Here is a 23,621-nt window from a genome sequence, read left to right as displayed (position 1 = left end):
AATTAGACGTACGTCGCGACGATGCGATCGATCTGCGCCAGGGCGGCGTCGGTCGGCTCGTCGAGGGCCATACGACACGTGCTGTCGGTGATGCCCATGGCGCGGTACGCGGCCTTCATGCGGGGCATATCGCCACCGATCGTTGCCACCACGTCATCAACATCGGCCTGGGCGGCGGCGATCTGCTCGGCGTCGCCGGATTCTGCGGCCGCGATCAGCGCGCGGAAGGGCTTCGGAACCACGGAGCTGACGCCCGAAACCACGCCCTGCGCGCCCGCTTCGCCTGCGGCGATAAGGTCGCGATCGGCACCCGTATAGATGATGAAGTCAGCCGGAGTTGCGGCGCGGTAGGCGCGAATGTCGTCCAGGGTCAGTTCACTCACCTTGGCGCCGACCACGGCCGGAATGGTCGCGAGGCGCGCCATCAGCTCGGGCGAAACGTGGTTGCCGCTGCGCTTGGGGTAGTTGTAGACGAACAGGTCACCGTCGCCAACGGCCGCGGCAACCTGCTCGAAGTAGGCAAAGATCGCGTCGTCGCTGGAGGCCATGTAGTACGGCGTGAGGGCGGCGTACCGTGTCGCGCCAGCCTCGCGAGCGATGTTCACCAGGCGAACTGCCTGATACGCGCTCGGCGCACCGACGTGAACGACAACGCTGGTCACCGGGGAGAGCTCGGCCAGCGCCAGCTCAACAACCGTGCGAAATTCGTCTTCGTTGATCGACGGAAATTCACCCGTGGTTCCGAGCACGAAGGCTCCCTCGTTGCCGGATTGCGCAACGTACTGGAAGATCGCGCGGGTGCCGTCGGCATCAAGCGACCCATCGGCTGCAAAAGCCGTCGGGATGGCGGTCAGGATGTCACGGCGAGTCACGAACGGTTCTCCTTGGTTGTGGGGTTCTTCTTCGGCGACGAGGCATCGTCGTCGGTGGGATCTGGTAGCAGCTGGAGCGCGGCATGGGAGTCTTCGACCTCGGCGACGAGGTCGTCGGCGAGAATCGTGTCGGCCAGCGAACCACGCTTGCCGCGCGGCTTTCTGGCGTTGCGTACGGCCGGCATCACGATCGAGATCACCGCAAGCGCGAGCAGCACGATCGCGATCGGGCTCACCACCTCGAAGAACGGCTTCGTCGGCAGCAGCGCGAGTGTGCGAGCGAGGTTCTCTTCGGCGAGCGGGCCAAGCAACAGACCGAGCACGACGGGGCCCGCGGGAATCGAGAGCCGCTTGAAAACCAGCCCGATCACACCGAACACCAGCATCTGAATAACGGTGGAGAGCGAGTTGCTGGTGGCATAAGTGCCGATGATGCAGAAGATGAGAATGCCCGACCACAGGTAGGGGCGCGGAACATCGAGCAGCTTCACCATGCCGCGCATGCGAACCAGGCTGAGGCCCAGCGAGAGCAGCGTCGCGATGACCATGATGCCCGCGATCGAGGCAACCAGGTCAGGATGGTTGGAGAACAGGCTCGGGCCGGGGGCAATACCCCAAATGATCATCGAGCCGATCATCACGGCCATCACCGAGTCGCCCGGAATACCGAGGGCCATCGTGGTCGTGAGCGAGCCACCCAGCGTGGCGCTCGACGCGGTGTCGCTGGCCGTGATGCCCTCAATCGATCCCTTGCCGAATTGTTCCGGCGTCTTCGATACGCGACGAGCCTGCTGCCAACCGATCAGACCGGCGATGTCGCCACCGGCTGCCGGGATGAGGCCGACGCCGAGGCCGACACCGCCCGAAACCGCCAGGGCACGCTTGGTCTGCTTGAGCTCGGAACGGTTGGGCCACCAGCGACCGAGGCTGGAGATGGGGCGCGTCTTGGTTTGGTGGTAGGTGAGCAGCTGGTCAAAGAGCTCGGCGATACCAAACAGACCGATGATGACGGCGATGAAGTTGAAGCCCTCCATCAGCTCAAGAATGCCGAACGAGAAGCGCTGATCGCCGGTCGCAGAATAGGTGCCAACGGTGCCGATAGCGAGGCCAATGGCCGCCGCGAGAATGCCCTTGAGCATCGACTTCGACGAAATACCGATCATCACGGCCAGGCCGAAGACCACCAGGGCAAACAGCTCGGGAGACTTGAAGTAGTCGCGGGCGAAGCTGGCAACCGGAACCGCGACAAGCGCGAACAGCACCACGGAGGCGAGGATGCCGATCGCCGACACAATGGCCGAGATGGTGAGGGCAAGGCCCGCTCGCCCCTGCTTGGCCATGGGATAGCCGTCGAGGGTTGTCGCAATCGAGGCGGGAGTACCGGGGGTGTTCACCAGAATGGCGGGGACACGGTCACCGAAGTTGGCGGCGACGTAAATCGTGAGCAGCACTGCCAAGCCCTGCACTGGTTCCAACGTCATCGTGAAACCGGCGGCGAGCGCGACTGCCATCGTTGCGGTGATGCCTGGGAAGGCACCGACCAAGAAGCCGAGGAGCAAGCCCACCAGCATGTACAGCAGGATGGACCAGTCCATCAGGGCGCCAAGGCCCTCGAGCACGGGAGTCATAGCGGAATCCTCAGCAACATGCCGAACAGCACCCAGATGAAGGCGGTGATGGCGAGCGGATAGATAATCAAGCCGGCGATCTTACGCTGACCGAAAAGCCAGATCAGCGCAAAAATGAACAGCGCCGTTGCAAACGGGAAGACCTCGATACGGTAGCCGGCGATGATGACGCTCTTCAGGCTCCAGATGGCAACGTAGAGCAGCGAAATCAGGAGTGCGGCGCCGACACGAATCAGGCCGCCTGGCTGCTGTTTTTCGAGATCTTCGCGCGTCGGCGGCTCTTTGATGAGCGCGAAGATCAGCATGGCGACCGAGGTGACGAGGGCGATGATGCCGATCAGAATCGGAAAGAATCGGGCATCGATCTGACCTGCTGCGGCCTCTCGACGCAACTCGATCTGAAAGCTCAGCACCAGATAGATCACACTGAATGCCACCGCTCCGGCGGCAAACGAGACCTCCAGCGCCCGCGACGGTGCGGGTGGCGGCTCGATCACGATGTTGGCCGTGTACTCCTCGGCCGCATTGGGGTTCGTCACGTCGTGCTCCCTTGTGAGAATCGGGGCCGAGGTGAATGCCTCGGCCCCGATACTTTCTTAGCCCAGCAGGTCCTTGAAGAGAATGAACTGCTCGTCCACAAACTCGGTGAACTCAGCCGAGTCACGGTAGACCACGAGGTTCTTCGCGTTCTTCTGGAACTCCTGGTAGGTGTCGCTTTCGACTGCCTCAGCGATAGCCGATTCCAGCACAGCCTTCACGTCTTCCGGGAGACCTGCGGGAGCGTAAATGCCACCCCAGCCGGCGAACTCGAGGTCTTCACCGATTGCCTCTTCGACCGTCGGCACGTCGGGCAGGTCGGGGTGACGCTCGCTGTACATGACGGCGAGGATGCGCACGGCACCCTCCTGGGCGAGTGCTTCACCGAGGCCCGAGACGGCAGCGCCGGCTTCACCCGATGCGGCTGCCGCAACGGCGGGCGCGCCACCCTCGTATGCGACGGGGGCGAGCTGAGCGCCGGTGGTGTCGGCGAGAGCGAGCGTTGCTGCCTCCCAGATGGAACCAGCGCCAGAGTTCGCGACGGAGATGGAGCCGGACTTGCCCTTTTCAACCAGATCTTCGAGCGTCTGAATGTCGCTGTTTGCGGCGACGGAAATAACGCCGGGCGCGAGCATGATCTGGCCGAGCAGGTCGTAGTTCTCAGGAAGAACGTTGGCGCCCTGCGTGGTGTTGAGCATGGCGATCTCGACCGGAGCGAAGCCGATCGTGTAGCCGTCTGCGGGCTGCGAGCCGACGTACTCCATGGCCAGAGCGCCGGCGGCGCCCGGCATGTTCTCGGGGATGACGCTGACGCCGAGGATGCTCTCCAGCTCTGTGGCCAGCGCACGCGATGACAGGTCAGAGCCACCGCCAGGGTTGGCCTGAATGATCAGGCGGATGTCTTTTTCGGGAAAAGTCGTTTCGGGGGCCGTGGTGGCCTCTGCTTCGCCAGTCTCGGCCGGCGGTGCAGTGTCTTCGACCTTGGTGCATGCACTCAGGGCGGTCGCCGTCAGCGCGACTGCTGCGAGGCCGATTGCTGCTCGGGTGATGCGCGAAAGGGGCATCTTCGCTCCTCTGGTGGGGGCCGACCTTGTTGTCGACACAGCCACCGTAGCAATGTTCACTGTTGACAGTCAACCAAATTGTTAACAGTTTTCAGAACGTTACCCAAGTGGTTCCGCTCGCGACCCGCGTCGTGGTTCCAACTCCACTCCCTGTCGCCCGCCGCCAACAACCGTTATGCACGACTTGGTGTGACAGAAGTGACTGGAGATACAGATGAGGCAAATTCGTCGTGCACAACAAGGTCGCGTCGTGCATAACGGTCGCACTGGAGGGTGGGCCACGCCGGAACCACAGAGCCGAGCGACCGAAAAACCCAGAAACCCAGAAACCCAGGAACCGCGGAACCGAAAAACCCAGAAACCGCGAACCCAGCGAACCCAGCGAACCCAGAAACCCAGGAAGCCTGGCTTACGGAGTCGCGCGGGAAGCGGCGGCCGTCGCGGCGGAACGCAGCAGCGCGACGTCGCTGGCATGGAGCACGAGGGAGGCGCCGCGGCTCAGCCAGGTGGTGGCATCGCCAGGCGAATCAACGCCGACCGGCATGCCCGCGGCAACACACACGTCGACGACGTGCTGCACGGCGGCCTGCAGTTCGGCAGAGTCGGCCAACCGCACGCGCCCGAGCCCAAGGCTCAATGCCAGGTCGTTGGGCCCGACGTACACCGCGTCCAGCCCGTCGACCGCGGCAATGTCATCGATCGCGTCAAATCCTGCGCGCGTCTCCACCATCACAACGCACGCCGCGCGCGCGTCGCCAGCGGATGGTTCCGCGATGCCCTCGCGCGTGCCCTGGAACCACGGACCCCAGCTGCGGGTTCCGTCGGGTCCGTAGCGGCAGGCAGAAACCGCCGCGCGGGCTTCGTCGGCGGTCGACACCATCGGCACGATGACGCCGCCGGCGCCCATATCGAGAACGCGTCCGATCTGGCCGGGGTACGCCACGCGCACCAGGGAGGCGGCGCGGCTACGATTTACCGCGTCGATGAGCGCGCCAGCGGTCGCCTCGGTGGCGTAGCCGTGCTGCAGGTCAATGGCAATGACGTCAAAGCCCGACTGACCCATGGTCTCGGCGGCGATCGGGTCGGCGAGCGTCACCCACGCGCCCGAGAGCCGGGCGTTCGGCGTGAGCTGGCTACGCACCGGCGGCGCCTGCAATCGACGAGTCAGAGTCGGCGCCTTCGGCGGCGGCAGCAGAAATTCGCGACCACGCGGCGCGCATGTTGTCTTCGGAACCATGAAGGTGGTCGTGCAGCTCGGCGAGCGCGTCGTTGACATCGCCGGCCTCAATGAGGCGCACGATGTCGAGGTGCCGCTCGGCCGTCTTGTTGAGGTCAGAGTCCAGCAACACCGTCGCACCAATGAGTGCCGTGGTGATGGGCTCGTGCTGTCGCCATACCGCGGCGACGCGTCGGTGGCCACTCACATCGCAGAGCGCGGCGTGAAAGCCAATGTCGGCGCGGGCAAAGGCCTCGACGTTGCCAGCCTCCGCCGCAATGCGCATGCGCATGATTGATTCGCGAAGCGGCGCAAGGTCCGGCAGCGGCTCCTGTTCCATCGCCAGGCGCAGCGCCAGCGACTCCAGCGCCTCGCGCAGGGAGTAGAGCTCGCGAATATCGCTATCGGCGAGGCTCAAGACGACGTAGCCTTGGCCGCGCTTGGCGATCAGACCCTCGACCTCGAGAATCTTGAAGCCGTCGCGCACCGGGCCGCGGCTCACCTCAAGCGACTCGGCGATGTCGGTCTCGACAAGCCGTTGGCCCGCGGTGAGTTGACCACGCACGATGGCATCGCGCAAATAGTTCGCGACCTGTTGCCCGAGTGCCTCACGCACTACCCGGACCGGTGTCAGTGAAGGAGTCACTCGATCCCCGATCAATTCTGTTGACTGTTAACAGAATCGTCGCGGATTGAGAGGCACAATGTCAAGTGCCAGCGCGCCATATGGTGCGCATGAGACCTGCTCAGGCATCGTCAGAGCGGCGCTGACCGGGCGGGCTCCACAGCTCCAGCCCCGTCTCCCGCCTGATCCTCGTGCCTGCGCGCAGCGTCACAATCGAGCCGGTGGCACCGGCCGCAAAAACGCGGCTGCCGGGGCGCTGATCACGCTCAACTCGCAGCTGCGATTCGAGGTCGGTCACCTGCTTGCGCAGAGTGTGCACCGTCTCCTCCAGGCGCAGGATGTGCGCAATGGCCGGCAAACTCATGCCGTCTTGCGACATTTGCGCGACCTGGCGAAGCTGCGCGATGTTCCGCATCGAGTACCGTCGTGAACCGCCGCGAGTGCGGCCGGGAATCACGAGCCCAATGCGGTCGTACTGTCGAAGAGTTTGCGGGTGCATGGTGGCGAGGTCGGCGGCGACGGCGATCGCAAACAGCGGTGCGTCTTCATCAACATTCTCGTGTGCCATGATGCTCCCTTCTGCGTTTCTCCCCGCCGGGCGCTCGTGCCGCACCCGAAATCGGTGCGGCACGAGCAATCACGCTAGGCGCGTGCCTTAGCGAGCAGTTCTGCTCGCGGATTCTCTTTTGGTTCCGCCGCGGCAAACGCCTCAAGCGCAGCCTTGGCTTCGCCTTCAAGGTGGGACGGAACCACGACCTGCACCGAGGCGAGCAAGTCGCCCGTGCCCTTGGCCGTGTGTACGCCGCGCCCCTTGACGCGCATGGTGCGACCCGACGGGGTGCCGGGTGCAACCTTGAGCTTGACGGGGTCGCCGCCGAGGGTCGGAACCTCGATGGTCGCGCCGAGTGCGGCCTCCGTGAAGGTCACCGGAACGGTCACCTTGAGGTTCAGGCCATCGCGTTCGAAAACCGGGTGCTTGCGCACCGCGACCGTCACAACGATGTCGCCGTTTTCGCCGCCATTGGGCGACGGGCGTCCGCGTCCGCGCAACCGAATCTTTTGACCATCGGCGACGCCGGCGGGAATCTTGACCTTGAACGGGTGTCCGTCTTCACCGGCGAGGGTGATGGTCTCACCCTTGACCGCCGTGGTGAAGTCGATCGTGGTGCGCGCGGTGAAATCGCCACCCTTCGTCGGACCACCAAAGCCCGTGCGACGGCCGGAACCGTAGCGGGCATCGAAGTCTGACATCGGGTCTTGATTAAACATCGCGAAGATGTCTTCAAAGTTGGTCTGCTGCTGGCCGCGAGACGTGCGACCAAAACCACTGAAGACGTCTTCAAACCCGCCCGGCTGACCACTGCGGCCACCCGAGGTAAACCGGGCTCCGGAGCCCATGGCGCGGATCTGGTCGTACTCGGCCCGCTGTTCGGTATCGCTCAGCACCGAATACGCTTCGCTGATCTCTTTGAACTTCGCCTCGGCGCTCGCATCACCCTGATTGGAGTCGGGGTGATACTTGCGCGCAAGCTTGCGGTAGGTCTTCTTCAGGTCAGCTTCGGTGACGCTCTTGTCGACACCGAGGACCTTATAGAAGTCCTTGTCGAACCAGTCCTGGCTCGCCATATGATTCTCTCTTTCGCCTATTCGGCGGGAACAGCAACGACGACCTTGGCGGGGCGCAGCTCCACGTCACCGAGCCGGTATCCCACCTCGACGACGTCGATGATGGTGATTTCCGTGACGCCCGGGGTGGGCTGCTGGAAGATCGCTTCGTGGCGCTGGGGGTCGAATGCATCGCCCACGGCGCCGTACGTCTCAACACCCTGACGGGTGACGAGCGCGCGAACCTTGTCCGCAATGACAGCAAAAGCGCTGCCCTCAGTGAGGTCGCCGTGCTTCTCCGCACGGTCCAAGTCGTCCAGCACCGGCAGGAGAGACTTCACAACGTCACCCTTGGTGCGCTGTTTTTCAATCTCCCGCTGCTCTTCCGTGCGACGACGGTAGTTTGCATACTCTGCCTGCAGTCGCTTGAGGTCGTTGAGCATCGTGTTCTCGGCATCTGTCACCGCCGCGTCTGCCGCGGCGGCAGCATCGGCGCTTTGCGGCGCGCCGAGGATGTCGTCAACCGTCAACTCGTCGTCCTGCGAAGCGGGGCCGGAGGCGTGAGCCTCCGACCCCTGCTCTGCGGACGAAGCATTCGACGATGTGGGGTCGAAATCCTTCTCGTCCGACATGGTTCCTCTTACTTCTTGTCGTCTTCGTCTTCGACAACCTCGGCGTCGATGACATCGTCATCAGCAGCCGGTGCGTCGGAGGCGTCAGCCTGAGGAGCCTCAGCGCCAGCCTCGGCCTGAGCCGATGCGTAGATCGCCTCACCCAGCTTGCCCTGGCTCTCGTTCAGCTTGTCAAACGCCGTCTTCACAGCGTCGTCATCCTCGCCGGCGAGTGCCGTCTTCAGCGCGTCAACGTCAGCCTGGACCGACTCCTTGACGTCTGCCGGCAGCTTCTCTTCGTTTTCCTCGATCAGCTTCTCGATCGAGTACGCAAGCGACTCAGCCTGGTTCCGCGTTTCTGCAGACTCACGGCGCTTCTTGTCTTCAGCGGCGTGCTCTTCAGCCTCGCGCACCATGCGCTCGATGTCTTCCTTCGGCAGCGAGGAGCCACCGGTGATCGTCATCGACTGCTCCTTGCCCGTGCCCTTGTCCTTAGCGGAGACGTGCACGATGCCGTTGGCGTCGATGTCGAAGGTGACCTCGATCTGCGGGATGCCACGGGGTGCCGGAGCGATACCCGTGAGCTCGAAGGTTCCGAGCGGCTTGTTGTCGCGAGTGAACTCACGCTCACCCTGGAACACCTGGATCGCAACCGACGGCTGGTTGTCGTCGGCGGTGGTGAAGGTCTCCGAACGCTTGGTCGGGATGGCGGTGTTGCGCTCGATGAGCTTGGTCATCATGCCACCCTTGGTCTCGATACCGAGGCTCAGCGGGGTGACGTCGATGAGCAGAACGTCCTTGCGCTCGCCCTTCAGCACACCAGCCTGGAGGGCTGCACCAACGGCGACAACCTCATCCGGGTTAACACCCTTGTTGGCTTCCTGGCCACCGGTCATCTTCTTGACGAGCTCGGCAACCTGCGGCATGCGGGTCGAGCCACCGACGAGAACCACGTGGTCGATGTCAGAAACCTTGACGCCAGCCTCACGGATAACGTCTTCGAACGGCTTCTTCGTGCGGTCGAGCAGATCCTTGGTGAGGTCTTCGAACTTTGCACGCGTCAGCGTCTCGCTCAGCGAGACGGGGCCCGAGTCGGTCAGCGACAGGTAGGGCAGGTTGATCGAGGTCGACATGGAGCTGGAGAGCTCCTTCTTCGCCTGCTCAGCCGCTTCCTTCAGACGCTGCAGTGCGATCTTGTCGCCCGAAACGTCAACACCCGTGGTGTCCTTGAACTGCTTGATCAGCCAGTCAACGATGCGCTGGTCCCAGTCGTCGCCACCGAGGCGGTTGTCACCGGCGGTTGCGCGAACCTGAATGGTGGAGAAGTCGTCGTCCTTGCCCACTTCGAGCAGCGAGACGTCGAAGGTTCCGCCACCGAGGTCGAACACGAGGATGAGCTCGTCTTCTTTACCCTTGTCAAGACCGTATGCGAGTGCAGCCGCGGTGGGCTCGTTGATGATGCGCAGAACGTTGAGGCCGGCGATCTCACCAGCGTCTTTCGTTGCCTGACGCTCGGCGTCGTTGAAGTATGCCGGAACCGTGATGACAGCGTCGGTGACGGTGTCGCCCAGGTACTCCTCTGCGTCCTTCTTCAGCTTGCCGAGAATACGAGCCGAAATCTCCTGCGGCGTGTACTTCTTGCCATCGACATCGAACGTCCAGTCCGTACCGATGTGGCGCTTGACCGACGCGATGGTGCGGTCAACGTTGGTGACGGCCTGGCGCTTGGCGGTCTCGCCGACGAGCACCTCGCCGTCTTTCGTGAATGCGACGACCGACGGGGTCGTGCGGAATCCCTCAGCGTTGGCGATGACCTTTGGCTCGCCACCCTCGAGAACGGAGACGACCGAGTTCGTCGTACCGAGGTCAATACCTACTGCACGTGCCATTTGTTTTTCCTTTCGTGCCTAGCAGCTTTCACCCTGCAGGCGGCGGCTCGCCCTTTCTGGGCCGCAGCCTAAATCTGTGACCTCACCGTATTGGCGAGGGGTTTCTCAAGACTTGAGCCTTGATGACTCAATGTTAAATCCGGCCTTCTCGAATTGTCAAGACAAACTTGACATGTTCTGGCTCAACTTTGAAAACACAAAGCTGGCACTCAGGAAAGGCGGTTCAGCCGCGGAACCACGAGGCCGGTGGCGAGGCGGAACCACGGGGCCGGTGGCGAGACGGAACACGGCGGCGGAAAAAACCCACGCGGGCGTGCTTGGTTCCGCTTCGTGCGGGGCTGCGCACGAGGGAAATCCAGGGTCGCGAGCTGAGCTAGCGCGACGACCAGGCGGTGGCGAACTTGGTGAAGAGCCGCGCGAAGTCTGCGCGCTCTTGCGGCGTGAACTGCTCGAGGGTGGCGCCGATGCGATCGCGGCGATCGTTTCGCATGAACGCGACCGCCTTGCGACCCTGATCAGTCAGCGCGACGCGGGTTCGACGCGCATCTTGAGGGTCAGCCTCCCGCAACACGAGCCCCATCATTTCAGCCTGCTGCACGAGGCGGGAGGCGCGCGGCTGATCGACACCGACCACCTCGGCGATCTCGCTAATCGACATGGGTTCTTTTGATGCGGCGAGCGCATCAAGCATGCGCATGCGGGCGGGGCCCGCGGCGTGGCGACCGCCGTGCGCGCGATGATCGTCCGACTCGGCGGCGGGGTGACCGCGGTGAGCAAACGGGCCACCTCGCATGCCGGGGCCCCAGCCAGGGTGCAGGCCTCGCGGGCCGCCTCGCCCGGATCGCATCGCGGCGAGAGCCGCCGCGATCGCGTCGATCTCTTGATCTCCCGGCTTGTTCATCCCTCCAGATTACATGCAACTTGACATGGAATGAATTCGCATGTCATAGTACATACATGCAATATGACATGCATTGAGATCGCGAAAGGTTCTGCGATCCACGAAAGGACTCCCATGAACACCCCCATGACTCCCCCAGACTCATCGCCCACCACGAGCGACAATCGTTCGCTTGGCCCGCTTTTGCGTGACGCCCAGGCGCTCGTGGCCAACGCAACGGAACGGGCGCTCGCGGATGCGGGCAGCAGCCTGCGCGAGTTCCGACTCCTTGACCGACTCGCCCGCCTCGGCGAGATTGATCATGCCGAACGCGCTCGGCACATTCGCCACAGCCTCGACGTCAAGGTCGCACAGCCCGGTTCCGTCGCAGCCACCTTCGCTGCTCGCGGCTGGATCGCGTTCACGGATCAGGCATGGCGTCTGACGCCGGCAGGCGAAGCCGAGTGCGCACGACTTGATGACATCATCACCGCCTCTATTCCGGCGGCACATGGTGACGCTCTCAACGAGGCGCTGACCTCGCTCATCGACTCTCTCGGTGGCGCGGACGCCGCACGCGAGGCGCGACGCACGAAGCGCGACCAGATGCGCGAGCGGATGGCCTCGCGCATGCCCGGCTTCGGCCCCTGGCGCGGCATGCGTCATGGAATGCACCCCGGCATGCGTCACGGCATGCGTCACGCGCACGCCGAGCACGCGCACGCCGAGCACCCGCACGCCAGCGACGTTAATAGAGAGTTCTGCGGATCGGAGCAGCACGGCGATCACTCGCGGGGCCGTCACGGCCACCCGCGTGGTTTCGGCATGCACCACGGCCGAGGTCGCGGACGCCACCGCAATGGCGGGGCGAGCGAGCAGAGTTAAGCACTCAGCCCATGAAAGCAAAATGCGGACCCTCTCGGGTCCGCATTTTGTCGTTGCGCCACGGCTCTCGCCCCGTCGGCGCCGGGTTCCAGCAGTTCCAGCCTCGCGGTTCCAGTCCCGCCAGTTCCGTGGTTCCGCTATCGCGAATCCGTGGTTCCGCTATCGCGTCGCGCGGGAACCCATCGGCGGCATCTTCACGAACAGCATGAGCACGAGGCCGGCGCCGACCACGATCATGATGCCGAGGATTCCCCAGTAGATCGCGCCCATTGCGCTGGTAAAGATCGCCCACAGCATGGCGGCAAGGAAGCTCGCGGCACGGCCTGTGGTGGCGTAGAGGCCAAAGATTTCTCCCTCGCGGCCCGCGGGCGTCACGCGGGCGAGCAGCGAACGCGATGCTGCCTGCACTGGGCCGACGAGTGCGGAAAGGATCATGCCGCAGATCCAGAACACGATCGAACCGGCGTCGTGCAGGAAGAACACCAACAGTCCGGCGCCGAGGAGTGCGGTCAGAGCGCCGATGATGACGTTGCGGGGGCCGAAGATGTCGTCCAAGCGGCCGGCGATGATGGTTCCAATTCCCGCGATGAGGTTCGCGGCGATGCCGAAGATGATGACCTCGTTGGTCGAGAATCCGTACACCCGGGCGGCGATAATCGCGCCGAATGTAAAGACGCCACTGAGCCCATCTCGGTAAACGGCCGAGGCCACCAAGAACCAGAAGGTGGGGCGCGACTCGCGGAAGATGCGGCGCACGTGGTGGTAGAGGTCGCGGTAGCTCAGCAAGAAGTCGGTGACCCAGTTGCCGCCGCGCGGCTTGGACTGCATGCGTGGGGTTTCGGGCACGTTCAGGATCATCGGAATCACAAAGATGCATGCCCACACGGCGGCGCCGACACCGATGAGGCGGTAGGCCTGACCGTTGGAGGTGTCCATGCCAAACCAGTCGAACGTGTTCAGCACCACCACGATCACGAGGGCAACGATGCCGCCGATGTAGCCGAGACCCCAGCCGAGACCACTAATTCGCCCCACCGTCGATGGGGTGGAGATCTGAGTGATCATGGCGTTGTAATTGACGCCGGCGAGCTCGCTGAACACCGTTCCGGCGGAGATCAGCACGACGCCGAGCATGAAGTACGCCGGGTCTGCCTGCACGAAATAGAGCAAGAACATCGTGACGATAAGCGCGCCGGTGTAGATCAGCAGCCACCGCTTGCGTCGGCCTGCGGCGTCGGCGCGCTGCGCGAGCACGGGCGCAAGCACCGCGATGAAAATGCCAGCAATGGTTCCGCCCCATCCGAGCGTCGCGCTCAGCTCGGCGAGGGCCCGCTGCTTCTCGGGCGCATCTTCGGCGAGCGCTGCGATCTCGGGCGAGAGAAACGAGTCGCTGACCAGATACAGCGACACAAAAACGAAAGTCAGAATGACACTGTTGAAGGGCTGGGTCGCCCAGTCCCACATCGCCCATGACCAGATCTGCTTCTTGGGGATCGTCCGGTCTTCATTCAGCTCCAGGCCGATCGGAGCAATGGCCCCGGTGTTCGCCGCAGTCGGAATCTTGCGGCTCGTGGGCATCTCATTGCTCATGCGCTCACCTTAGTGCGTCGGGGCATCCGCACAGTTAACCAAAGGGTCGAACTTGTTATTGTGTGGTGAATCGCACATCAGGAGGCCGACGTGAGCGAGACCGCTTTGGAGCACGCGCACACCGCGCGGGCTCGAGCGCGCGCACTGATGGCCGAAGCCGACGGCGGAACCACGACTGCGGCGGACGAGACGGTGGGCGAGATCACGACGTTGTTGCGTGAGGCACTTGACGGCGGCGTTTCTGGCGCCGGGGGCGACCTCGGCCGTCACCTGGTGCGCACCGCCGATGGCGACCCCGCCGTACTGCGCGAGGCACTCGACGTACTGGCGGTCGCAGCCGCGAGCGGTGATCACGCCGCCACACTCTCCTATGCCCGCGCCGTGCACCTGTTGCCGAGCGATCTGACGAGCGAGCATTACGTTCGCGCCGCGTCGCAGTTGAACGTGTTGCTCCGAACCGCGCCGGGCGTCGAGGCCATGGTCTACACCGGGTACATGCTCGCCAGCGGTCACGGCTATGCCAAAAACCCCGGCCGCGCGCGTGCCATGATGCAGGCGGCCGCCGACGCAGGCTCGGCCGAAGCACTGTTTGAGCTTTACGTTTACGAGGCGACCGGCTTTGGCGGATCGCACGATGACGAGGCGGCCACCACCCACCTGCATCAGGCGGCAAAGCTCGGGTACGCGCGAGCGATGGCGAACCTCGCCGGAGCCTACGCGACCGGCAACGGCATGACCCGCGACGAGGCGAAGGCCCTCACCTGGTATCTGCGCGCCGCCGACGCCGGCAGCGTGCGCGCCGCCAGCACACTCGCGAACATGTACGCGACCGGCCAAGGTGCGCCGCTGAGCGACGACAAGAGCGCCCGCTACGCGCGCCGCGCCCACGAGCTCGCACATCTTCCGCTTAACGTCTGACATTCTCCCGCCGATTGGGGCGTGGGTTTCGGGGGGATGCTCTCGACCGGCCCCGTGGTTCCGGGTGTGCGGGGCGGGGTTTCGGGTGGGCTCGCGGAATCGGCGAAAGACCCTCGCACCCGACCACGTGGTTCCGGCCCGCGACTTCCCAAATGTCGGAGCAGTTCGCGCGACGCGCCGGTCGACAACGCTCATGCGGCGGTTTCGGAACCACGCCTCCGACATTTGGGAGGCCCGGGACGCGCGAAGGGGTCCTCAAAACCGACGCACGCCTCTCACCGTCGCCCTGGTTCCGGCGCTATGCGGGGTTTCGGGTGCCGTGCAAGGTTTCGGGGCGAGCCTTATGCACGAGGTGCTCGCGCCCGACCCCGTGGTTCCAGCTCGCGCCTTCCCAAATGTCGGATCAGTGCGCACGACGCGCCGGTCGACAACCCTGACACGGCGGTTTCGGAACCACGCCGCCGATATTTGGGAAGCCCGCCGTGGCGCGAAGAGGTCGTCAAAACCGACGCGCGCCCTGAAACCGTCGCCCACTCCGAACCCATCACCCTGGTTCCGAACCCGTCGCCCTGGTTCCGGAACCACATGTCCGGTCACGAGGCGCGATAGAGATACGCCACGATGGCGCCGTGTTGGCGGAGTATCCAGCGAGTCCGGATTGCGGCCGGCTATTAGTTGCCGGGGGCGCCGGCGTCGGTCACGCTGACGTCGGTGTGGTGGAAGTTCTGGAACGAACGCGATGCGGTCGGCCCGCGCTGTCCCTGGTACCGGTTGGCGTAGGCACCGGCTCCGTAGGGGTTGATCGCGGGCGAGGACAGCTGGAAGAAGCACAACTGGCCGATCTTCATTCCGGGCCAGAGCTTGATCGGCAAGGTCGCCACATTCGACAGCTCAAGGGTCACGTGACCGGAGAATCCGGGGTCGATGAAGCCGGCCGTGGAGTGGGTCAGCAACCCGAGCCGCCCGAGTGACGACTTACCTTCGAGACGCGCCGCAATATTGTCGGGCAGGGTGACCTGCTCGTAGGTGGAGCCGAGCACGAACTCGCCGGGGTGCAGGATGAACGGCTCTTTCGGGTCGACCTCGATGAGGTGCGTGAGCTCGGGCTGGTCTTCAGCGGGATCGATGAACGGGTACTTGTGGTTGTCGAACAACCGAAAGTATCGGTCGAGACGCACGTCGACGCTCGACGGCTGAATCATCGCCGCATCACTCGGTTCAAGACCAATGCGGCCAGCGGTCAGTTCAGCCTGAATATCGCGATCAGAGAGCAGCACGGAACCAGCCTACGATGCCGCGCCACCGCCCGCAGAATAGATTGCACCAGCGCCCCCGCGATTGCCCGCGAACGGAACCATGACACAGGCCCCGGCCGGGGCGGAACCCCGAACGGAACGCGTGAGGCCGGGCGGAACAACCGAATCCCCTACGCGCCAGTAGCCAGCACTCGCGGCCAGCCGCACCCACGGTTCCAGCCCCGGTTCTGCAGGAAAAACTCACACCCCGATGAGAAAACCCCCGGTCAAAATCGCCAGCACACGCGTTATTCCTGCAGAACCAAGGAAACGCCCCGATCCGCCTGCACCACGGGACCGGAACGCGCCAGCAGCCCCGAGTTTCCGGTCCGGGTTCTGCAGGAAAAACTCACGCCCCGGCGAGAAAACCCCAGGTCAGCTTCGCCAGCAAGCACGTTATTCCTGCAGAACCGAGGAAACGCCTCCGGATGCGGCACCGCCGAACTGCGGAACCCCGGAACCGGAACCACGGAACCACGGAACCACGGACCGAACCGCGCCAGCGGCACACGCGGTTCCAGCCCCGGTTCTGCAGGAAAAACTCACACCCCGGTGAAAAAACCCCAGGTCAGCATCGCCAGCACACGCGTTATTCCTGCAGAACCAAGGAAACGAACCCGCTTCCGCATGCGGCACCCCGGAACCACGAAACCCCGAAACCACGGCGCGAGTCAGCGCGGGATCATAACGGCGGCTCACTCCGCGACGTAGAGCGCGAGGGCGTCGCGCACGAACTCGGCGCCGGCCGTGTCGCCGTAGTTGGCGGCGAAGCGCGGGTCGGCCACGTACATTTCACCCAGGCCCAGCACGTAGGCGGCGACGTCGCCGCCGTCGCCGGCCGGGGTTCCGGGAATCGACGTCAGCCACGCGACGTGACGCGCGGCGAGCTGCTGGGCCTCGTCACTCGCGGGGTCAATCCCCCGCGCGGCTGCGGCCGTCCAGTCCGCGCCGAGCGCCGAAACATCAGCCTGCCACGTCTGCTTCTCGGCGTCTGACATGCCGCGCCACCACGCGTCGGAGCGACGGTAGGCGTCGGCTCCCCAGCGCTGCTCGACCTCATCCTTGTACTGGGTGTGGTCAAAGCCATCAAATGTGTTTTCTGCCACGAGGGGCACTCCTTCCTTGCGAGCATGCAGGGTCGATCTGACCGCAATGATCTGCCGAGCGATGCGATTCTGTTCGCCGCGCAGCCATTCAAGGTGGCCCTCAAGCGCGGTGGCTTCGCTCACGTCGCGCGCCAATACGTCGCGAATGTTGTCGAGTCCGAGCCCCATCTCCCGCAGCAGCAAGATGCGTTGCAGGGTGACGAGGTTGTCGTCGTCGTAGTAGCGATAGCCGTTGGCGCCGGTGCGCGCCGGAACCAATAAGCCCACGTCGCCGTAGTGGCGCAGCGTGCGGCTCGTCGTGCCCGAAAGCTTGGCTATCTGTTGGATCGACCATTCCATGCGTTTTCCTTTCGCATTCGACGATAAAACCTTCCGCTGCGTCAAGGTCAAGCCCCCAATCGACCCATTTCCGAAAGTTCTCTGCGAACGATGGGCAACTCGCGATATATCGTGTTATCGTTTCTCAACGCGATATATCGCGAGTAACGAAGGAGCAAAGAATGCCCGTAGAAAAGTGGCTCATCAGCCCCGGTGACACGCGCGTTATCGACGTGCCCGCCACCCCCAAGCTCAAGATCGGCCTGGTGGGCGGTCAGGTTGACGTTATTGCGCACGACGAGCCGACCATCCGCATCGAGGTTCACAACGTCACACTCAAAGACCTCCGCATCGAGCTGACCAGCGACCTGCTCGAAATCGACCACGCCCAATTGCGTTGGGACAACTTTCTCGAAGTTTTCCGCAACTTCACCACCACCGGCCCCAAGGCTGAGATCTCTGTTGCCGTGCCCCGCAGCATCGCACTGACGCTCGGTGTCGTGAGCGCCTCCGCACTGGTCGCTGGGCTCGAAAACGGTGCCAAACTCAACACTGTTTCGGGCGACATCGTGGTTGACGGCCTCACCGGCGACCTCTCGGTCAACGCCGTCTCCGGCGAGACTCAGGTGCGAGACCTCGATGGCCGCTTCAATGCCAACACCGTCTCCGGCGACGTCACCGTCGTTGGCCACACCCCCAAGGTTTCTATCGACACCGTCTCCGGCGACATGCTCGTTGACGCCACCGGCTACGTGCACGACATCAACCTCAACACCGTCTCGGGCGCCTCCACCATCCGCCTCGACGATGACCTCGCCGCCAACTATGTGATGCGCACTGTCAGCGGCAAGATTCTGCTCGACGGCGCGCAGCACACCACCGTCGGACCGTCCAACGTCACCGTCACTCGCGGCGACCTTTCTGGCAAGTTTGTCGACGCCCGCGTCAACGCCGTCTCCGGCAACGTCACCGTGCTTCGCCGCCCCATGGTTCCGGCACCCAGCGTGCCAACCGAAGCCACCACCAACAACGATGAGGCATCATCATGACCCCCGTCTTTCAGCACGGCGACCTGCGGCTCTACCTGCTGCTCCTCCTCGATGAGGCCCCGCGGCACGGCTATGACCTGATCCAGGCGCTCACCGACCGCACGGGCGGCACCTATACGCCGAGCGCCGGAACGATCTACCCGCGCCTTGCGAAGCTGGAGGAAGAGGGACTCGTCACCAAGACGGTCGATGGCCGAAAGACGATCTACGAGATCACCGAGGCCGGCCGCGCCGAGGTGGCCTCCCGCCGCGATGACCTGGACAATATCGAGTCTGGCCTTGCCGACTCGGTGCGCCTGATCGCCGATGGCGTGCGCTCCAGCGTGCAAGACGCGATGCGGTCGTTGAACGCCGACCTCGCCGCCGCCGCGCGTTCCATGCGTGAAACCGCGCCGAAGGTTGCCCACCAAGACGCTCGTTCCGAGGCGCGCGAACAGTTGCACCGCGCCGACGCCGCACTCACCAATTTCCGCGCGCGAGTGCGCACCGATCTGCGCACGCAGGTGGCGCGCGGCGGCACGATCGATGCCGAAGCCGTAACCGCGTTTATCGACGCGATGGACGACGCAGCGCGCACTCTCACCGCGTCGCTGCGCCGCCGCGATCGTTAGTCAGAGGGAAAGAGGGGCGTGTCGTCGTCGACGACTTCGCCATGTGGAACCACCAGAATGTTGCGTTTTTGGCGGTGCGCGAGTCGGGCGGCGACGGAACCAGTGATGAACTCGCGGAGAGTTTCGCCGAGACCCGGGCGGCGGGTTCCGACCACGATCAGCTTGGCACCCACCTCGTCAGCAAGGTCGCGGATGGCAAAAGCCGGGTCACCCACGAGCTCCCGCACGACGCAGACGGTGTCGGTTCCGGCCAACGCTTCACGCGTTTCAGCCACTAGATTTTCGTAGTCGACCTGCTTTGATTCCACCGAAAGATCAAGCGCGGCGGAGTGCACGGTGCCACCCGGCTCTTCATATGTGACGAATCGAGTCGTGTCGACGTAGGCGCCAACCAGCGGAACATTCAGGAGGGTCGCAAACTTCGCGGCTTCACGAAGAACCCGCGGGTTCTGGCCCGGCATCAGGCCGACAATCACGGCGCCGCGAACGGCGTCGGCGTCAAACGGATCCAGGGCCGGGTCGTGCGCAGGTGAAGTACTCATTGCTGTCCTCTCTGCAGGGGGGACGGTGCCCCGTCATGGTATCCTGGACTTTACTCTTACCGACCGAGAGTCGGAATCGTGAATAGTCGGGTTTGACCGCCCGCAGTGAACTCGTGAGGGGGTTGCGCATGGGGCGTGGCCGTCAGAAGGCGAAGCACACTAAGCTCGCCCGCGAACTCAAGTCCTTCAGCCCGGACGTTAATTACGCCGCGCTGCAGCGTGAGATCGGTGTACCCGCTGAAGAAGACGAATACGTCGACAAGTGGGCCGACATGTACGCCGACGAGGACGAAGAAGACTCGGAAACGCGGGAAACCGCGTAGCTGAGTAGCTTTCGCGCGATCGCGTCACCGATCAGGTGGCGCGATTCTTCGGTGCGCGACGCGCGGTGCGCGAGATCGCTCGTCGACACGAGATCGCTCGTCGACACGAGATCGCTCGTCGAACCAAACGTCAGGCGGGGTCTGGGTTGCCAGGCCCCGCCTTTGCGTTAGCTTGACTTGACCTTCTCGACCCATTCGAGGTACTCGTCGGTGACGGTTCCGGTCACGTAGTTGCCGTCGAAGCAGCTCATGTCGAGCTCGGCGATGTCGGTGCCCTGCAGAATCGACTCACGCAGGTCTTCGACCTCCTGGTAAACCAGGCCATCGCAGCCCAGCTCGACCGCAATCTCGGGGATGGTGCGGCCGTGCGCCACCAGCTCGTTGTGGTTAGGCATGTTGATGCCGTACACGTGAGGGAACCGCACGGGGGGTGCGGCCGAGGCGAAGATGACGGACTTGGCGCCCGCGTCGCGTGCCATCTGAATAATCTGCTTGCTCGTGGTTCCGCGCACGATCGAGTCGTCGATCAGCAGCACGTTCTTGCCCTGAAATTCCGTCGACATGGCGTTGAGCTTCTGCCGCACGCTCTTCTTGCGGGTGGCCTGCCCCGGCATGATGAAGGTGCGGCCGACGTAGCGGTTCTTGTAGAAGCCCTCGCGGTATTCGATTCCGAGCTTGCGGGCAACCTGCATGGCCGAGGGGCGCGAGGAGTCAGGAATCGGCATGACCACGTCGATCTGCGAAACATCGACGTGCTTGGCGATGGTTGCGGCCAAGCGGTCGCCCATGCGCAGACGCGTCTCGTAGACCGAGATGCCGTTCATGATGGAGTCGGGGCGGGCCAGGTACACGTATTCAAACGAGCACGGCGCAAGTCGCGTTGCCTCTGCGGTCTGCTGCGCGGTCATCACACCGTCGGTGTCGATGAAGATAGCCTCGCCGGGCGCTACGTCGCGCACGATTTCGTAGTCGCCGTTCTCCAGCACCAGCGACTCTGACGCGACCATCCACTCGGTCTTACCGTTCGCCGCCGTTCGCTTGCCCATGATGAGCGGGCGAATGCCAAACGGGTCGCGGAAGGCCAGCAGGCCGTGGCCGGCGATCAGCGCGATGGTGGCGTAGGAACCTTCGACGCGCTGGTGGACGCGGCGCACCGCCTCGAAGATCTGCGCGGTGTCGAGGTCGGGTCCGGCAATGGCGGTCTGCAATTCGGAACCCAAAACGTTGACGAGCAGTTCGGTGTCGCTCGTGGTGTTGAGGTGGCGGCGGTCTTTGCTGAACAGCTCTTCGGTCAGCTCACGCGTGTTGGTGAGGTTGCCGTTGTGCACCAGCACGATGCCATAAGGCGCGTTGACGTAAAAGGGCTGCGCCTCTTCTTCGTTGGCCGCGGCCCCCATGGTCGCGTAGCGAACGTGGCCGAGGCCGACGTTTCCGACGAGGTTGCGCATATCGCGCGTGCGGAAGACCTCGCGCACCATGCCCTTGGCCTTGTTGATGTGAAAGACGCCATTGGGCTCAGCCGTGGCAAGACCGGTGGAGTCTTGACCACGGTGCTGCAGCAATCCGAGGGAGTCGTAAATGTCTTGATTAACCGGCCCAGAGCCGACCATTCCGACGATGCCGCACATGGGGTGTTACTCCGCGCCCTTTCCAGATGATGCTGCATAGGAACCAACGAGGCGAACGGCGCCGCCGTCAACACCCTTGGCGCCCTGTTCGTAGTCGCCGGCGGGCCGGTCGGTCATGCGCACGGTCGCCACCTGCCAGGCGTCGATGCCCTGACGGTTGATCGCCGCAATCGCATCAGCCGCGCGGCTCGCGTCGACCACGGCAAGAAAGCCGATGCCGAGGTTCCACGTGCCCTCGGTGTCTTCCAGGCGCATGCCCGCAACGCTGGTAAGCACCTGGAACACCGGAAGCGGCGACCACGTCGAGCGGTCAACATCGCACCAGGCCGTCGGGGGCAGCACGCGCGCCAGGTTTGCGGCAATGCCGCCGCCGGTGACGTGGCTCAGCGAGTGCACCACACCCGGCAGCTCTTCGATGAGGTTCAGCAGCGGCGTCGTGTAAAGGCGGGTCGGTTCGAGCAGCGCCTCACCCCACGTCGTTGCGAAGTCAGCGGCGTTGTCGCCGTAAGAGATATTGGCGTTCGTGATGATGTGACGAACGAGCGAGTAGCCGTTGGAGTGCAGGCCGCTGGAGCCGAGGGCGAGCACGACGTCACCGTCTTGAACGCGGTCGGCACCAAGCACGTCGTCTGCCTCAACGACGCCGGTGGCAGCTCCCGCCATGTCGTAGTCGTTCGGTCCGAGGAGTCCGGGGTGCTCCGCCGTCTCGCCGCCGACGAGGGCGGTGCCGGTGGCTGAGCACGCTTCGGCGATGCCGCGCACGATGTCTGCGATGCGCTGTGGAACCACCTTGCCGGTGGCAATGTAGTCGGTCATGAAGAGGGGCTTGGCACCCACAACCACAATGTCATCAACGACCATGCCGACGAGGTCTTGGCCGACGGTGTCGTGCTTGTCGATGGCCTGCGCGATGGCCACCTTGGTTCCGACGCCATCGGTGCTTGTTGCCAGCAGCGGGCGGCGGTAGTCACGCAGCGCGCTGGCATCAAACATGCCGGCAAACCCGCCGACGCCACCGAGCACTTCGGCTCCGTGGGTAGAGCGCACGGCGTTCTTCATGAGTTCGACAGCGAGGTCACCTGCGACGGTGTCAACACCTGCTGCCGCGTAGGCGGAGAGGGGGGATTCGTTTGCCTGAGCTTCAGCGGCCACGACTGACAGCCTACCTGCTCTGCGGGGGTCAAGATCCCCGCATAACCGTGCCCGATCGGGCGACAGATCTTGCCCGATTGGGCGACAGAGGTTCATAGAATGGGCGCATGCACGATGAAGCGCAGTCTCGGTGGGTGATCCGTGAGGAGGCCTCCCACGCGGTGATGGTTGCGCTCTACGCCCGGCAAGCGCTGGGCATTCGCGGGCGACATGAGCTGCCCACGCTGCGCAATGCCCCGATCGCGGCGCCCATCCGCTCCGATCGCGAGCACGACGCGCTGGAACGCCAGTGGCGGCTGTACTGGGACCTCACGGTGGAACCGCGGGCGCACACCCATTCGGGGCCGCTCGACCTGGTCGACGGATTCGGTGACTTCGTGGCCCTCCCGGTCACCGATGCTGACGAACTTCGCGCTGCCATGGTTCCGCTCGCCCCCGCCGCCATGGCCTACGCCGCGGAGGCGAGTCAGCGCTACTCTGACGAGTCTTCGCGTCGCGGCGGCGAGGCTCGGAGGCCTTACGTGAACGCGATTTCGACGCTGCACCGCACCACCGGGCGCAGCGCCAACGATTTCGAGTTGAACGTCGAGGTGCTGCCGCTTAGTCAACGGGGCGTGTGGTGGATCGGCGCGCTCACCATCGCCATTACCGACTCGGTGCGCTCCGATGTGGTCGCGTTCGACTCGGCGCTGGCCGCCGTGGTCGACGAGATCGGTTAGTCGACGGTTTTAGGCCGCGTCGGGCTGCTCGGCCTTAGGCCGCGACGGTTTTAGGCCGCGTCGGGCTGCTCGATGACCTTCTCGGTCGTCATCGTCACGGTGTGCGTGCGGCGACCAACGGTCTTGTCGAGAATCAGGGCGACGATGGCGCCCAGCATGACCCCACCGGCTGCGCAGTAGAGCATGAGGAATCCGAACACCTGGCTCTGCGAGTAGGTGACGCCAATCTCACTCGGCTCGGCAATGCCATCGAACGTCAGCGTCAGTATCGCCGCCGTCAAAACACCCAGAGCACCACCCATCACCAGGAAGACGCCGTACCGAGGAACGCGACGTACGCGCCCCTCTGTCACCGTGGTGGAGGTCTGTTCGGGCATGTATCCATTGTGTCACCGCCACCCTGAGCGTTAGCCGCGATCCACCTCCACATCCGGTAACGAAAGTGTCACTCGGCGCCGGTATCGCACCCGCCGCGCGTCTGTCGGCATTCGCCGAATTCCCACGGTTTACCCCTGTAAACTTGCGGTGGCGCGGCATTAATGAGCTGGGCGTCGCGCG

Annotated in this window: 24 protein-coding genes; 6 read left to right on the top strand and 18 right to left on the bottom strand. The window is 64.1% G+C overall.

From position 1 onward, the window contains the following. Positions 1 to 2: 2 nt before the first annotated feature. The 11 genes from FVP60_RS09750 to FVP60_RS13230 form a co-directional block, all read right to left on the bottom strand. Positions 3 to 872 carry a dihydrodipicolinate synthase family protein gene (locus tag FVP60_RS09750; RefSeq protein WP_147826102.1) on the bottom strand — a complete coding sequence of 290 codons (870 nt, stop codon included), beginning with the start codon at positions 870 to 872 and terminating at the stop codon, positions 3 to 5. Then, positions 869 to 2,500, bottom strand: coding sequence for a tripartite tricarboxylate transporter permease (locus FVP60_RS09745; RefSeq protein ID WP_147826101.1), 1,632 nt, complete (start codon positions 2,498 to 2,500; stop codon positions 869 to 871). The genes FVP60_RS09750 and FVP60_RS09745 overlap by 4 nt, the downstream gene beginning before the upstream one ends. Continuing rightward, positions 2,497 to 3,039, bottom strand: a complete 543-nt coding sequence (locus tag FVP60_RS09740) for a tripartite tricarboxylate transporter TctB family protein (RefSeq protein WP_147826100.1) — start codon at positions 3,037 to 3,039, stop codon at positions 2,497 to 2,499. Before FVP60_RS09740 ends, FVP60_RS09745 begins: the two co-directional genes overlap by 4 nt. A 57-nt stretch (positions 3,040 to 3,096) precedes the next feature. Then, positions 3,097 to 4,101, bottom strand: coding sequence for a tripartite tricarboxylate transporter substrate binding protein (locus tag FVP60_RS09735; RefSeq protein WP_147826099.1), 1,005 nt, complete (start codon positions 4,099 to 4,101; stop codon positions 3,097 to 3,099). A 409-nt stretch (positions 4,102 to 4,510) separates the two neighbouring features. Then, positions 4,511 to 5,242 (bottom strand): HpcH/HpaI aldolase family protein, encoded by a 732-nt coding sequence (locus FVP60_RS09730; RefSeq protein ID WP_187240634.1) that lies wholly within the window; start codon positions 5,240 to 5,242, stop codon positions 4,511 to 4,513. Next, positions 5,235 to 5,963, bottom strand: coding sequence for a GntR family transcriptional regulator (locus FVP60_RS09725; protein WP_187240633.1), 729 nt, complete (start codon positions 5,961 to 5,963; stop codon positions 5,235 to 5,237). Before FVP60_RS09725 ends, FVP60_RS09730 begins: the two co-directional genes overlap by 8 nt. Positions 5,964 to 6,063: 100 nt before the next feature. Continuing rightward, positions 6,064 to 6,510, bottom strand: a complete 447-nt coding sequence (locus FVP60_RS09720; RefSeq protein ID WP_147826096.1) for a heat shock protein transcriptional repressor HspR — start codon at positions 6,508 to 6,510, stop codon at positions 6,064 to 6,066. Between the two features lie 74 nt (positions 6,511 to 6,584). Then, complete coding sequence (locus tag FVP60_RS09715; protein ID WP_147826095.1) at positions 6,585 to 7,568, bottom strand: DnaJ C-terminal domain-containing protein; 984 nt, start codon at positions 7,566 to 7,568, stop codon at positions 6,585 to 6,587. Positions 7,569 to 7,585: 17 nt separating this feature from the next. Next, complete coding sequence (locus tag FVP60_RS09710) at positions 7,586 to 8,179, bottom strand: nucleotide exchange factor GrpE (protein WP_147826094.1); 594 nt, start codon at positions 8,177 to 8,179, stop codon at positions 7,586 to 7,588. A gap of 8 nt (positions 8,180 to 8,187) precedes the next feature. Further along, positions 8,188 to 10,047, bottom strand: a complete 1,860-nt coding sequence (gene dnaK, locus FVP60_RS09705; RefSeq protein WP_147826093.1) for a molecular chaperone DnaK — start codon at positions 10,045 to 10,047, stop codon at positions 8,188 to 8,190. A gap of 373 nt (positions 10,048 to 10,420) precedes the next feature. Next, positions 10,421 to 10,948: a MarR family winged helix-turn-helix transcriptional regulator gene (locus FVP60_RS13230; RefSeq protein ID WP_246132553.1), complete on the bottom strand. Its 528-nt coding sequence runs from the start codon at positions 10,946 to 10,948 to the stop codon at positions 10,421 to 10,423. Between the two features lie 114 nt (positions 10,949 to 11,062). On the opposite strand from FVP60_RS13230, the gene FVP60_RS09695 reads away from it, so the two are divergent. Continuing rightward, positions 11,063 to 11,812, top strand: coding sequence for a hypothetical protein (locus FVP60_RS09695; protein WP_147826092.1), 750 nt, complete (start codon positions 11,063 to 11,065; stop codon positions 11,810 to 11,812). A gap of 159 nt (positions 11,813 to 11,971) precedes the next feature. Here the strand turns inward: FVP60_RS09695 and FVP60_RS09690 are convergent, their stop codons facing one another. Then, positions 11,972 to 13,402, bottom strand: coding sequence for an MFS transporter (locus FVP60_RS09690; protein WP_147826091.1), 1,431 nt, complete (start codon positions 13,400 to 13,402; stop codon positions 11,972 to 11,974). A gap of 90 nt (positions 13,403 to 13,492) precedes the next feature. On the opposite strand from FVP60_RS09690, the gene FVP60_RS09685 reads away from it, so the two are divergent. After that, entirely contained in the window at positions 13,493 to 14,320 is an 828-nt protein-coding gene (locus tag FVP60_RS09685; protein ID WP_147826090.1) for a tetratricopeptide repeat protein, read from the top strand. 671 nt (positions 14,321 to 14,991) lie between these two features. On the opposite strand, the gene dcd is transcribed toward FVP60_RS09685, so the two are convergent. Together dcd and FVP60_RS09675 are read right to left on the bottom strand one after the other, a co-directional pair. Further along, the gene (gene dcd / locus FVP60_RS09680; RefSeq protein WP_147826089.1) at positions 14,992 to 15,597 is read right to left on the bottom strand and encodes a dCTP deaminase; all 606 of its coding nucleotides are present in this window, start codon (positions 15,595 to 15,597) and stop codon (positions 14,992 to 14,994) included. Between the two features lie 713 nt (positions 15,598 to 16,310). Next, positions 16,311 to 17,060 (bottom strand): MerR family transcriptional regulator, encoded by a 750-nt coding sequence (locus FVP60_RS09675; protein WP_147826088.1) that lies wholly within the window; start codon positions 17,058 to 17,060, stop codon positions 16,311 to 16,313. 161 nt (positions 17,061 to 17,221) lie between these two features. Between FVP60_RS09675 and FVP60_RS09670 the strand changes: the two genes are divergently transcribed. Then, a complete protein-coding gene (locus FVP60_RS09670) occupies positions 17,222 to 18,088 on the top strand; it encodes a DUF4097 family beta strand repeat-containing protein (protein ID WP_147826087.1) in 867 nt (288 codons plus the stop codon). Then, on the top strand, positions 18,085 to 18,699 hold the full coding sequence (locus FVP60_RS09665; RefSeq protein WP_147826086.1) for a PadR family transcriptional regulator: 615 nt from the start codon (positions 18,085 to 18,087) through the stop codon (positions 18,697 to 18,699). Before FVP60_RS09670 ends, FVP60_RS09665 begins: the two co-directional genes overlap by 4 nt. On the opposite strand, the gene FVP60_RS09660 is transcribed toward FVP60_RS09665, so the two are convergent. Beyond that, entirely contained in the window at positions 18,696 to 19,241 is a 546-nt protein-coding gene (locus FVP60_RS09660; RefSeq protein ID WP_147826085.1) for a universal stress protein, read from the bottom strand. The genes FVP60_RS09665 and FVP60_RS09660 overlap by 4 nt on opposite strands. A gap of 128 nt (positions 19,242 to 19,369) precedes the next feature. Between FVP60_RS09660 and FVP60_RS09655 the strand changes: the two genes are divergently transcribed. Beyond that, positions 19,370 to 19,564: a DUF3073 domain-containing protein gene (locus FVP60_RS09655; RefSeq protein WP_147826084.1), complete on the top strand. Its 195-nt coding sequence runs from the start codon at positions 19,370 to 19,372 to the stop codon at positions 19,562 to 19,564. Positions 19,565 to 19,731: 167 nt separating this feature from the next. Here the strand turns inward: FVP60_RS09655 and purF are convergent, their stop codons facing one another. Next, positions 19,732 to 21,192 (bottom strand): amidophosphoribosyltransferase, encoded by a 1,461-nt coding sequence (gene purF / locus FVP60_RS09650; protein ID WP_147826083.1) that lies wholly within the window; start codon positions 21,190 to 21,192, stop codon positions 19,732 to 19,734. 6 nt (positions 21,193 to 21,198) lie between these two features. Continuing rightward, complete coding sequence (gene purM, locus FVP60_RS09645; RefSeq protein ID WP_246132572.1) at positions 21,199 to 22,251, bottom strand: phosphoribosylformylglycinamidine cyclo-ligase; 1,053 nt, start codon at positions 22,249 to 22,251, stop codon at positions 21,199 to 21,201. A gap of 200 nt (positions 22,252 to 22,451) precedes the next feature. Here purM and FVP60_RS09640 point away from each other — a divergent pair, with 200 nt between their 5' ends. Next, the gene (locus FVP60_RS09640; protein WP_147826081.1) at positions 22,452 to 23,063 is read left to right on the top strand and encodes a zinc-binding alcohol dehydrogenase; all 612 of its coding nucleotides are present in this window, start codon (positions 22,452 to 22,454) and stop codon (positions 23,061 to 23,063) included. A gap of 50 nt (positions 23,064 to 23,113) precedes the next feature. On the opposite strand, the gene FVP60_RS09635 is transcribed toward FVP60_RS09640, so the two are convergent. After that, positions 23,114 to 23,440 carry a potassium transporter Trk gene (locus FVP60_RS09635; protein WP_147826080.1) on the bottom strand — a complete coding sequence of 109 codons (327 nt, stop codon included), beginning with the start codon at positions 23,438 to 23,440 and terminating at the stop codon, positions 23,114 to 23,116. Between the last annotated feature and the right edge of the window lie 181 nt (positions 23,441 to 23,621).

This window comes from Microbacterium mitrae (assembly GCF_008017445.1).
GTDB lineage: Bacteria > Actinomycetota > Actinomycetes > Actinomycetales > Microbacteriaceae > Microbacterium > Microbacterium mitrae.
This window is presented reverse-complemented; position numbering and strand designations above follow the sequence as displayed.